We start from the raw sequence: 12,440 nt of genomic DNA on the forward strand, positions 1-12,440 counted from the left end.
TGGCAATGAATAAGGAAGCTAAGAGATGGGCGAGGTCTTCAAAAGATTCTTTTGGAGAGTTTGATCCTGGCTCAGCGCGAACGTTGGCGGCGTGCCTAACACATGCAAGTCGTGGGGCAGCAGGCTACTACCTTCGGGTAGTAGTGCTGGCGACCGGCAAACGGGTGAGTAACACGTAGCTTACCTACCCATAGGTTGGGGATAACATCCCGAAAGGGGTGCTAATACCCAATAATGAGGAGGCTCCAAAGCCCTTATGGGTGCCTATGGATGGGGCTGCGTCCCATCAGCTAGTTGGTGAGGTAATGGCTCACCAAGGCTACGACGGGTAACCGGTCTGAGAGGATGACCGGTCACAGTGGGACTGAGACACGGCCCGCACCCCTACGGGGGGCAGCAGTGGGGAATATTGGGCAATGGCCGAAAGGCTGACCCAGCAACGCCGCGTGGTGGATGAAGCCCTTCGGGGTGTAAACACCTTTTCTGGGGGAAGATAATGACGGTACCCCAGGAATAAGGGACGGCTAACTACGTGCCAGCAGCCGCGGTAATACGTAGGTCCCGAACGTTGCGCGAATTTACTGGGCGTAAAGGGTCCGTAGGCGGTTTAGCAAGTGGTTGGTGAAATTTCACGGCTCAACCGTGAAACTGCCTTCCAAACTGCTAAACTTGAGGCAGGGAGAGGTCGGCGGAATTCCCGGTGTAGCGGTGAAATGCGTAGATATCGGGAGGAACACCAGTGGCGAAGGCGGCCGACTGGAACTGTCCTGACGCTGAGGGACGAAAGCTAGGGGAGCAAACCGGATTAGATACCCGGGTAGTCCTAGCCGTAAACGATGGATGCTAGATGTGGGCTACGAAAGTAGTCCGTGCCGTAAGCTAACGCGTTAAGCATCCCGCCTGGGGAGTACGGCCGCAAGGTTGAAACTCAAAGGAATTGACGGGGACCCGCACAACCGGTGGAGCGTCTGGTTTAATTCGATGCTAACCGAAAAACCTCACCAGGGTTTGACATGCGGTGTGTCGGGTATGAAAGTACCCTAGGCTATGATTATTCATAGCCGCGCCGCACAGGTGGTGCATGGTCGTCGTCAGCTCGTGTCGTGAGATGTTGGGTTAAGTCCCGCAACGAGCGCAACCCTTGTCCTGTGTTACCAGCGGGTAATGCCGGGTACTCACAGGAGACTGCCGGCGATAAGCCGGAGGAAGGAGGGGATGACGTCAGATCAGTATGCCCTTTATGCCCTGGGCTACACAGGCGCTACAGTGGCAGGGACAATGGGCTGCAACGCCGTAAGGCGGAGCTAATCCCCTAAACCCTGTCGTGGTGCAGATTGAGGGTTGCAACTCACCCTCATGAAGGCGGAATCGGTAGTAATGGCGAATCAGCAATGTCGCCGTGAATACGTTCCCGGGTCTTGTACACACCGCCCGTCACGCCATGGGAGTCGGGTTCATCGGAAGTCCCCGAGCTAACCTGCAAAGGAGGCAGGGGCCGATGATGGGCCTGATGACTGGGGCGAAGTCGTAACAAGGTAGCCCTAGGGGAACCTGGGGCTGGATCACCTCCTTTATAGGGATATCCTATACAAAAAACAGCTCATCTTCTTAGCTTCCTTCCTAATTTGCTAAGGGCCTTTAGCTCAGGCGGTTAGAGCGTACCCCTGATAAGGGTAAGGTCAGTGGTTCGAGTCCACTAAGGCCCATAGAAAATGGGGACGTAGCTCAGTTGGGAGAGCATCTGCTTTGCACGCAGAGGGTCAGGGGTTCAAGTCCCCTCGTCTCCATAGCGGTAAAGGAAAAGGAAAATAGGAAATAGTAAAAGTAAAAATTGGTAAAAGTAAAGAAAAAAGAAAAGAGTATAAGTTAAGTAAGTAGGCAAAAAGTAAAAGAGTAAGAAGTAATAATATAAGTAAGAGTAAAGTAGTAAAAAAGGTACCTTGGCAATTGAATAGGTTAGTAGGCTGTAGGTAGTAGATAAGGCCAAGCTGCTAAGGGTCCATGGTGGATGCCTAAGGCAGTCAGAAGGGATGAAGGGCGTGGCAAGCTGCGATAAGCCTCGGGGAGCCGCAAGCAGGCATTGATCCGAGGATTCCCGAATGGGGAAACCCGGCTGGTTAATAGCCAGTCATCCGCGTCAGCGGAGCCGAACTCGGCGAAGTAAAACCTTTTAGTAGCCGGAGGAAAAGAAACCGCAATGGGATTCCCTAAGTAGCGGCGAGCGAACGGGGAAGAGCCTAAACCAGTGTGGTGCCATGGTGGTAGCCTTAGCCACACTGGGGTAGTGGGATAGCCGGCGCAGACAGCTACCACTGTCTGGGGAAGTTACAAAACTGTCAGTTAGCAGAAGTAGCTGGAACGCTACGCCATAGAGGGTGAAAGCCCCGTATGCAAAAACTGACAGTCTTCCTAGCTGCTAATCCCGAGTACCACTGCCCCCGTGAAAGGTAGTGGGAATCAGCCCAGACCACTGGGTAAGGCTAAATATTCCTGACTGACCGATAGCGCAACAGTACCGCGAGGGAAAGGTGAAAAGAACCCCTGCAAGGGGAGTGAAAGAGAACCTGAAACCATGGATCTACAAGCCAGTGGAAGGACTATTAAAAAGTCCGACTGCGTGCCTCTTGGAAAATGAGCCAGGGAGTTGTGGTATGCGGCAAGCTTAAGCCGATAGGCGAAGGCGTAGGGAAACCAAGTCCGAATTAGGGCGCTATTAGTCGCATGCTGCAGACGCGAAGCGGAACGATCTATCCATGCCCAAGGTGAAGGACGGGTAACACCGTCTGGAGGCCTGAACCAGTCGGTGCTGCAACACAGTTGGATGAGGTGTGGATAGGGGTGAAAAGCCAATCGCGTTCCGTGATAGCTCGTTCTCCCCGAAATGCATCGACGTGCAGCGTCAAGCGTTTCCCCCGGGAGGTAGAGATACTGATTGGGCTAGGGCCCCGAAAGGGGTACCGAACCCAACCAAACTCCGAATGCCCGGGAGGATAGCTTGGCAGTGAGACTACGGGGGATCAGCTCCGTAGTCGAGAGGGAAACAACCCAGACCGCCAGCTAAGGTCCCAAAGTGCATGCTAAGTGGAGAAGGATGTAAAGCCTCGAAGACAGCGAGGAGGTTGGCTTAGAGGCAGCCATCCTTTAAAGAGTGCGTAACAGCTCACTCGTCGAGAGGCTTTGCGCCGAAAATTTAACGGGGCTAAGCATGCCACCGAAGCTGCGGGCTTGCTTTAACAGCAAGCGGTAGGGGAGCGTTCCCTGCGGGCTGAAGTCTCACCGTAAGGAGGGATGGACTGCAGGGAAGTGAGAATCCTGGTATGAGTAGCAGCCAAAGACAGGTGAGAAACCTGTCCGCCGGAACTCCAAGGGTTCCAATCCAATGTAAATCAGGATTGGGTTAGTCGGTACCCTAAGGTGAGGGCGAAAGCAGTAGCCGATGGGAAGCAGGTTAATATTCCTGCACCAGCTGTCTGGAGACCAAGGCACGACGCAGGAGGATAGCACCAGGGGAGATTTGGATCGCTCCCTTTAAGCGTCCGAGGGCGAGGAATAGGCAAATCCGTTCCTCATACAAGCCCAAGGCGTGATGAGGAGGCTAAGCCTCGTGCTTAGCCAACTGGTGTGACTTCAGACTGCCAAGAAATAGTGTCGTGGTCGTCGAAGGATGGCTGACCGTACCGGAAACCGACACAGGTGGAGTGGGTTAGCAGCCTAAGGCGCTTCGGGGTAACTCTCCTCAAGGAACTCGGCAAACTGACCCCGTACCTTCGGAATAAGGGGTGCCCACCGCAAGGTGGGTCGCAGAAACCAGGTCCAGGCGACTGTTTACCAAAAACACAGCACTGCGCAAACTCGAAAGAGGACGTATGCAGTGTGAAACCTGCCCAGTGCCCGTAGGTTAAGGGGAGGGGTGATAAGCCCCAAACCGAAGCCCGGGTAAACGGCGGCCGTAACTATAACGGTCCTAAGGTAGCGAAATTCCTTGTCGGGTAAGTTCCGACCTGCATGAATGGTCCAACGATCTGGACGCTGTCTCGAGGAGAGTCCCGGTGAAATTGTAGTGCCGGTCAAGATTCCGGCTACCTGCGGCAGGACGGAAAGACCCTGTGAAGCTTTACTGTACCCTGGCACTGTTTGCCTGCGCATCCTGCGCAGGATAGGTGGGAGCCTAAGAAGTGCCCCTTTCGGGGGGCATGGAGGCGCCGGTGAGATACCACCCTGGATGTGTGGGTAAACTAACCTAGCCGTGTTACCCACGGCAGGGACAATGTCAGGCGGGCAGTTTGACTGGGGCGGTCGCCTCCTAAAGGGTAACGGAGGCGCCCAAAGGTACCCTCAGGTGGGTCGGAAATCCACCGTTAGAGTGCAAAGGCATAAGGGTGCCTGACTGCGAGACTGACAAGTCGAGCAGACGCGAAAGCGGGGCTTAGTGACCCGCATGTTCCGAGTGGAAGGGCATGCGATCAGCGGATAAAAGCTACTCCGGGGATAACAGGCTAATCCCGCCCAAGAGCCCACATCGACGGCGGGGTTTGGCACCTCGATGTCGGCTCGTCGCATCCTGGGGCTGAAGTAGGTCCCAAGGGTTGGGCTGTTCGCCCATTAAAGCGGCACGCGAGCTGGGTTCAGAACGTCGTGAGACAGTTCGGTCCCTATCCGCCGCAGGCGCAGGATACTTGAGAGGAGCCATCCTTAGTACGAGAGGACCGGGATGGGGCAGGCTCTGGTGTACCAGTTGTTCCCCAAGAGCAGCGCTGGGTAGCCATCCTGCTACGGGATAAGCGCTGAAAGCATCTAAGCGTGAAGCCCACCTCAAGATAAGGTATCCCTGAAGGGCCGTGGGAGACTACCACGTTGATAGGCTGCAGGTGGAAGCTCGGTAACGGGTGGAGCCAAGCAGTACTAATCGCCCGTTTGGCTTGGCCTTTTACTGCTTACAGTCCTACTAACCTATTAAATTGCCAAATCCCTGGTGTCCATAGCGGTGGGGAAACACCCGGCTTCCATTCCGAACCCGGCAGTTAAGCCCACCAGCGCCCATGATACTGGCCGGGAGACCGGTCGGGAAAGTAGGTCGACGCCGGGGTTTATTATTTATTTCTAATACTTAAATCTCCAACGTATACAAATCTTAAATCTTCATCGGTTCTTAACATTAAACTTCCATCTTCATTTAGACCAATCAGTTTTCCTGAAAGTATTGGTTTTCCATCTTCTAAAATCATAACATCTTGATTTAACCAAAGAAGATTTTCTTCAATCTTTTTAATGTCTAAGTAGTTTTCTTTTATGAATTTTAAATAGTCTTTTTCTATTTGTTGTAATATGTCTAAAAATATTTCTTTTCTGCTAAATGTTTTTCCTTCCTCTATTTTTAAAGATGTTGCTACTTCTTTAATATCTTCTTCAAAATCTTTTATAGATTGGTTTACATTTATTCCTACACCAACGATTAACTTTGAGATGCTATTATTTTCTATGCTGCTTTCAATCAAAAAGCCGGCTATTTTCTTTCCATTTAAATAAATATCATTTGGCCATTTGATTTTTATCTTTCCATTAACATAATTCCTTAAAACTTTAAAAACGCTATAATTAAATAGCAGGCTAAAATGAGATAAATAGTTTACTTCTATTTCCGGTTTTAAGACTATTGTAAAGTATAATCCTAAGCCTTTATGGCTAATCCATTTTCTATTTTTTCTACCTTTTCCGGCCGTTTGCGATTCTGCAAAAATCACAGCTCCATCTTCATAGTTTTCTCTTTTTGCTTGTATGTTTGTAGAGTCAATTTCTTCAAAATAAAGATATTTTTTTCCTATGAATTTTGTTTTTAAGTTTGGAATTATTTCTTGTGGTAAGAGTTTATCAGGTAGCTGTATTATTCTGTATCCATACTTATCCGATTCTATTTTGTATCCTAAGTCTTTGAGTTTTTTAATCTTTTTCCATACTGCAACACGTGAAACTTTAAAGATTTGTGCTAACTGCTCGCCTGACATCTTTTTTTCTTTTAAAAGTTGTATCAGTTTTGCCTCGTCAATCATTTAATACCTTTAATCTTTCATAAGATTTAAAGCATATTCTAAATCTTTCGTTGGTAAATTACAACTAAAATTTTTACAAACATAGATATCACATTCATCGGATAAAATCATGTTGTTTGTGTACGGAATTAATTCTTTTATCTGTTTTTCGTTTTCTCTGTTTAAAAAGACAATCGCTTTATTAGGAATGAATTCGGTATTTATTTTATCTAAAACCTTTTCACAGTTTCCGGCTAACACTACTTCAGAAGTCGGGTAGAAAACAAGCATTAAAACAATATTAAACATTGAGTGGTAAGATGGAAGTCTTTTAATCTCACCGCCAAATGCTTTTAGTGTTTCTATAGCAAAGTTATAATACTTTTCATTTCCTGAAATTAAATACAATCTATAAAGATTGTAAGCAGAGACCGAGTTTCCGGATGGAATAGCTCCGTCAAAAGCTTCTTTTGGTCTAACTATCACATCTTTTGAATTTTTAGGGCTTAGGAAAAATCCACCATTTTCAAAATCATAAAATTTTTCTATCATTAAATCTGTCAATTTTAACGCTGATTTTAGATATTTAATATCTCCTGTAGCTTCACAAAGCTCGATCAATCCCCAGCTAAAAAATGTATAATCATCTAAAAGCCCTTCAACTTTTATCTCTCCATCTTTGTATAGGTGGTATAGAGTGTCATTTTTAAACATCGTGTTTAAAATAAAATCTGCTGCAACTTTTGCTTTTTCTATTAAATCTTTATCTTCAAACCCTTTTCCTGCTTTTGCCAATGCAGATATCATAAGTCCGTTCCAGTCTGTTAAAACTTTGTCATCTTTTTGTGGGTGGACTCTTTTTTCTCTTGCATCAAAAAGTTTTCTTCTTATCTCTTCCAATTTTGCTTCTAATTGGTCTTGGTTCATGTTTAAATCATTTGCCAGTTCTCTTATAGGTTTCTTTAAATATAAAATATTCCTTCCTGTCAAATGTCCTGTAGCTTCCTCTAAATAGTTTCCTTCCTCTTTAACATTAAAAACTTTGATTACAAGACTTAGCTCTTCATCATTTAAAACTTCTTTAAGTTCATCGATAGTCCAAGTATAAAATTTACCCTCTTCACCTTCACTGTCTGCATCCTCAGAAGAGTAGAAAACGCCTTCCTTAGATGTCATATCTCTTAAAACATAAGTTATAGTCTCTTGTGCGGTTTTTTTATAGAAATTGTTTTTTGTAAGTTGATAGGCTTCTGTGTATGCCATTGTTAACATTGCTTGGTCGTACAGCATCTTTTCAAAATGAGGTAGTAGCCACTCTCTATCTGTTGAGTATCTATGAAATCCAAATCCTATATGATCATACATACCGCCAAGTCTCATATTAATGAGTGTTTTTTCAGCCATCTTTAAGGCTTCCGTTTCTTTTGTATGGTAGTAGTATCTAAGTAAAAACATAATGTTGTGTGGGGTTGGGAATTTTGGCTTGATAGAAAATCCGCCATATTCTCTATCAAATCTTGATTTTAAATCAAAATAACAAGCATCTATAATATCTTTTGAAATCTCGTCATAAATCCCTTTAAAATCGTCTTTAAGATATTCGATAACTTTTTCTGCTCTTTGGATTAAGTCTTCTTTATTGTTTTTCCAGTATTCTGCTACGCTTGTTAACAAATCTACAAGTCCTATTCTGCCGGGTCTTGAATATTTTGGGAAATAAGTTCCTGCAAAAAATGGCTTTTTATCCGGTGTCATAATGATGGTCAAAGGCCAGCCACCACTTCCATTAAACATAAGACAAACATTCATATAAATAGAATCTATATCAGGTCTTTCTTCTCTGTCTACTTTTATAGAGACATAGTTTTCATTTAGAATTTTCGCAACTTCTTCATCTTCAAAAGATTCTTTTTCCATTACATGACACCAATGGCAAGATGAGTATCCAATGGACAAAAAGATTGGCTTGTCTTCTTTTTTTGCTTTTTCAAACGCTTCATCACACCAAGGATACCAATCCACTGGATTATAAGCATGCTGAAGTAAATATGGACTCTTTTCATTTATAAGTCTGTTTGGCTTTTTATTCATGATAACCTCTGTACTTTTATTTTGTTTAAAATCTTAGATAACTGCAAGAAGTTTAACAATAGGATTTATCATAATTAATATATGTCGGGTGAGAAATTCAATAAAAGTATGAGATTCTCTGCCCGCTACAGAATGACGGAATATGAGCATGAGGCAGAGATTCTTCGCTGCTACTTTAGAAAACCTTCAAAAATTTAATTAATTTTTAGACTTGATTAAAATTTTAAAAACACTCTCTCAACACTATTTATCGTATTTGAGCAGTTTTTATACCTTCTCCTAATATGAGGCTGCTTGTAAAAATCCAAATCGTCATTCTGCAGCCGGTGAAGAATCTCATATTCTTCTTTTTAAGTCAAAAAATCAAAAAAGAGATCCTTCGGACTAAAGTCCTCAGGATGACACTGAAAGGTAAGCTTTCAAAAATTTTGGAACACCCTTCCTCCTAATGTTGCTTATTAACTTTCTTGTTTTTCTTCAGATTTAATAATTTTAGAATTTTTAAATATTTCAAATAATTCCATAGGCAGTGGTAAAACTATAGTATTGGAGTTGTATTGACCGATTGTTGATAATGTTTCTAAATATCTTAACTGCAATGCTATTGGTTGTTTAGCAAGCATTTCTGCAGCTTCTGTAAGCTTTTGTGCTGCTTGATATTCTGCCTCTGCTTGAATGATTTTTGCTCTTCTCTCTCTTTCTGCTTCTGCTTGTCTTGCTATAGCTCTTTTTAGTTCTTCTGGAATGTCTATTCTTTTTAATTCGACAGTTATAACTTTAATTCCCCATTGGTCTGTTTCTTGGTCTATTATTTCCTGCAGTTTTGAATTAATCTTTTCTCTGTGAGATAAAAGCTCATCAAACTCAGCTTGACCGCATACACTTCTTAATGTAGTTTGAGATATTTTAGATACTGCATAAAAATAATTTTCCACATTTATAACGGCTTTGATAGGGTCTACAACTTTAAAATAGACAACTGCATCCACTTGTACAGATATATTATCTTTTGTTATTACATCCTGTGGTGGAACATCCATAGTAACAACTCTTAAATCCACTTTAACCATCTTATCAATGAAAGGAATTAAAATAAACATTCCCGGACCTTTTGGTCTTCCCAAAACTCTACCAAGTCTAAAAACAACAGCCCTTTCATACTCATTAATCACTCTGACTGAAGTTGCTAAAAAGATAATGGCTAATACTACTAAAACAGGTATAAATCCAACCATAGCGAAAACACCTCCCAAACTTTGCATTATTAATATAATTTTATCAATTCCAACGATCGATAGAAACATTATAGCAGCAAAAATTATAAAGATGATTAAGTTTTGCATGATACAGTCTCCTCAATCCATTTTAAATAATCTTCAAAGCCATCAATAATTGGCAGTGCTATAATCTCCGGAACAGTATAACTATGCATCTTTCTTACTTCTTCTATTAGTTTTTTAAATATGCTTTTCTTTGTCTTTATAATCATCAACGACTCTTCTGCTTTTTCTATATTTCCCTGCCAAAAGAATACAGAATTTACTTTTTCAACTATGTTTACACATGCCACAATATGATTCTCTACTAAATAGTTTGCTATTTTTTCTGCTTCTTTCTTAGATGGAGTAGTTATTAGTACAACTATATACTCCATGCTTTTCCTCCTTTAGTCAATAAATCTTTTTGTAATATCTTGATAACTGTCTATTCTTCTATCTCTAAAAAATGGCCAAGTAGTTCTAACTGAATCTATGATTGATAAATCTACTTCACAAATGATGTTTTCTTCTTTATCTACAGAGCCTTTAACAAGAAGTTCTCCGTAAGGATTTGATACAAAGCTTTGACCCCAAAACTCTATTCCTTCATTTCCGTCAGGGCTTTTTTCATAACCGACTCTGTTAACTGCCATTACATAACAGCCGTTGGCTACTGCATGAGACCTTTGGATTGTTTCCCATGCGTTATATTGAGAATTTCCAAACTCTTCTTTTTCCGATGGAAGCCATCCTATAGCAGTTGGGTAAAATAGAATTTTAGCACCTGATAATGCGGTTAACCTTGCAGCTTCTGGATACCATTGGTCCCAGCAGATTAAAACGCCAATATCTGCATACTTTGTTTTAAAAGTTTTGTATCCAAGGTCTCCGGGAGTAAAATAAAACTTTTCATAAAAATGTGGGTCATCCGGGATATGCATTTTTCTGTATTTTCCAAGATAACTTCCGTCAGCATCAATCACTACCGCTGTATTGTGATAAATTCCTTCTGTTCTTTTCTCAAACAAAGATGCTATTATCACAACTTTTAAATCTTTTGCCGTTGTTTGTAAGGTTTTTATAGTCTTAGAATTTTCGTTTATTTCTTCTGCAAGCTTAAAATAAGACCAATCTTCAACTTGACAGAAATATTTAGACTTAAAAAGCTCTTGAGTACAGATAATGTTAGCTCCACTTTTTGCAAGGTCTTTAATTTTTTCTAAGGTTTTTTCAAAATTTTCTTCTAAATCATCGCTACATTTCATTTGAATCAAGCCTACATTTACTTTATCCATCTTAACCTCTCAATATTTTTATATAAACTTTTCTATTTCTTGGTCCGTCAAACTCTGCAAAAAATACACCTTGCCATGTTCCAAGTAGCAGTCTTCCATTTTCTATAATAATATTTATACTGTTGCCCGTGAGAATAGATTTTATGTGTGCAGCAGCGTTACCTTCCATATGTTTGTAATTATTCATCCATGGAACAAGTTTTTCAAGATGATTTTTTACATCATAAACAACATCAGGGTCAGCATTTTCATTTATAAAAACACCGGCCGTTGTATGCGGGACATAAACAATGCAAATACCAGAGTCTACTTTACTCTCCGAAATAGCCTGATTTATTAAGCCGGTAATGTCAATAAAATCTGTATGACTTTTAGTTCTTAGGTTAATGGTTTTTAACATTGCTTTTCAACCTTCATAAGAAAATTTAGATACAAAATATATTAACATTGATTAATCTCATTTCAAAACATCAGAAAAAAGCTATAATAATAGTAATCATTTTTAATAAAGGAGATATACCATGAAAAAAGTTTTTATTATACTACTGTTTGTTGCTGTATCAGCTTTTGCAGCAAATCCGGATGATTTGATTGGCGAAAAGTTTATTGATGTGTATGGAAAAGATGAAAAGGGTAAAATTGTAAAGCTTTCTGATGTGGCAGGGAAAGGTAAGCCAGTCGTGGTTGTATACTGGGCTATTGGCGATGTAGATACTTATAAGGTATTGCCAGAAATAAATAAAATTGGTAAAAAATATAAGGATAAAATCATTCTTATTGCACCGCTACTCAGTGTATCTGATGATAAAGAAGTAAAGGAGGCTAAAAAGTTGCTTCATTTTGATTTTCCAGTATGGCTGGCCGGAAGTGATTCAATTAAAGCATATTCTATAGAAAAAGTAGATGTTCCATACATTTTATTTATTGATAAAGATGGAACAATAAGAAACATAATGGTAACTGCAAGAGACTTAAAGAAAATAGAGGAAAACATTAAAAACCTAATAAAATGATTCTTTATTTTTATGCGTTCTTAGGAAGTTTGTTTGCAGGACTGGCTACTGTTATAGGTGCCTTTCCTGTTTTGATTGGTAGAAAAATAAGTCCAAAAATTCAAGATGTTCTCCTTGGGTTTAGTGCTGGAATAATGTTAGCAGCATCAGTTTTCTCTTTGATAATTCCAGCTTTAAGCATCTCAGAAAATACCTTTCACAAACCCTTTAACGTATTTTTTATTTCTTTTGGAATTTTATGCGGAACTTTTTTATTTTTAATCTTGGACAAATTGATACCGGAAGATTATTTTTTGAAAATTTATGAAAATTCTGATGCAAAAGCTTTAAAGAAAATGTGGCTTTTTGTTTTGGCAATCACAATTCACAACTTTCCTGAGGGTATGTCTTCAGCCTTAGGGTTTTTTAAGGGTGATATATACAGCGGAATATCCTTAGCTTTTGGTATAGGTGTTCAAAATATTCCGGAGGGTATGGCGGTTGCCTTAGCACTTTACTTAAAAGGTTCTTCCATCAAAAAATCTATTCTTGTATCACTTCTAACAGGGTTGGTTGAACCAATAGGCGGACTAATTGCGATCATTATATTTACAATTTCAAACTATATATTACCTTTTGGTCTTGCCTTTGCAGGGGGAGCAATGCTCTTTGTTGTAAGCAAAGAGATGATACCGGAAACTCATAAAAAAGGCTATGAGACAGAGGCGACCCTTGGTCTAATAGCCGGGTTTATATTCATGATGATTTTAGACACAG

The 12,440-nt window shown here is 41.3% G+C and carries 8 protein-coding genes, 2 tRNA genes and 3 rRNA genes; 7 read left to right on the forward strand and 6 right to left on the reverse strand.

Annotated elements, in window-relative coordinates:
- Window positions 1–48 precede the first annotated feature (48 nt).
- From SULYE_RS01870 to rrf, 5 genes are all read left to right on the forward strand, one after another.
- A 16S ribosomal RNA gene (locus SULYE_RS01870) occupies window positions 49–1,573 on the forward strand.
- A gap of 59 nt (window positions 1,574–1,632) precedes the next feature.
- Window positions 1,633–1,706 (forward strand) — tRNA-Ile (locus SULYE_RS01875).
- 8 nt (window positions 1,707–1,714) lie between these two features.
- A tRNA-Ala gene (locus tag SULYE_RS01880) sits at window positions 1,715–1,787 on the forward strand.
- Window positions 1,788–1,981: 194 nt separating this feature from the next.
- Window positions 1,982–4,927: ribosomal RNA gene (locus tag SULYE_RS01885) — 23S ribosomal RNA — on the forward strand.
- A 41-nt stretch (window positions 4,928–4,968) separates the two neighbouring features.
- Window positions 4,969–5,086: ribosomal RNA gene (rrf, locus tag SULYE_RS01890) — 5S ribosomal RNA — on the forward strand.
- Together the 16S, 23S and 5S rRNA genes with 2 tRNA genes alongside form the textbook arrangement of a ribosomal RNA operon.
- Before the next feature lie 4 nt (window positions 5,087–5,090).
- Here the strand turns inward: rrf and SULYE_RS01895 are convergent.
- From SULYE_RS01895 to SULYE_RS01920, 6 genes are all read right to left on the reverse strand, one after another.
- Entirely contained in the window at window positions 5,091–6,047 is a 957-nt protein-coding gene (locus SULYE_RS01895; protein ID WP_007545958.1) for a biotin--[acetyl-CoA-carboxylase] ligase, read from the reverse strand.
- Between the two features lie 9 nt (window positions 6,048–6,056).
- Window positions 6,057–8,117, reverse strand: coding sequence for a thioredoxin domain-containing protein (locus SULYE_RS01900; RefSeq protein WP_007545959.1), 2,061 nt, complete (start codon window positions 8,115–8,117; stop codon window positions 6,057–6,059).
- A 458-nt stretch (window positions 8,118–8,575) separates the two neighbouring features.
- Window positions 8,576–9,460: a slipin family protein gene (locus tag SULYE_RS01905; protein WP_043989030.1), complete on the reverse strand. Its 885-nt coding sequence runs from the start codon at window positions 9,458–9,460 to the stop codon at window positions 8,576–8,578.
- Entirely contained in the window at window positions 9,448–9,771 is a 324-nt protein-coding gene (cutA, locus tag SULYE_RS01910) for a divalent-cation tolerance protein CutA (RefSeq protein ID WP_007545963.1), read from the reverse strand. The genes SULYE_RS01905 and cutA overlap by 13 nt, the downstream gene beginning before the upstream one ends.
- Before the next feature lie 12 nt (window positions 9,772–9,783).
- On the reverse strand, window positions 9,784–10,671 hold the full coding sequence (locus tag SULYE_RS01915) for a carbon-nitrogen hydrolase (RefSeq protein ID WP_007545964.1): 888 nt from the start codon (window positions 10,669–10,671) through the stop codon (window positions 9,784–9,786).
- Window position 10,672: 1 nt separating this feature from the next.
- A complete protein-coding gene (locus SULYE_RS01920; RefSeq protein ID WP_007545966.1) occupies window positions 10,673–11,071 on the reverse strand; it encodes a secondary thiamine-phosphate synthase enzyme YjbQ in 399 nt (132 codons plus the stop codon).
- 121 nt (window positions 11,072–11,192) lie between these two features.
- Between SULYE_RS01920 and SULYE_RS01925 the strand changes: the two genes are divergently transcribed.
- Window positions 11,193–11,684: a TlpA family protein disulfide reductase gene (locus SULYE_RS01925; protein ID WP_007545969.1), complete on the forward strand. Its 492-nt coding sequence runs from the start codon at window positions 11,193–11,195 to the stop codon at window positions 11,682–11,684.
- Window positions 11,681–12,440, forward strand: a 760-nt coding sequence (locus SULYE_RS01930; RefSeq protein WP_007545971.1) for a ZIP family metal transporter, incomplete at its 3' end; no start/stop codon positions are given. The genes SULYE_RS01925 and SULYE_RS01930, both read left to right, overlap by 4 nt.

It is taken from the genome of Sulfurihydrogenibium yellowstonense SS-5 (genome assembly GCF_000173615.1).
Taxonomy (GTDB): Bacteria; Aquificota; Aquificia; order Aquificales; family Hydrogenothermaceae; genus Sulfurihydrogenibium; species Sulfurihydrogenibium yellowstonense.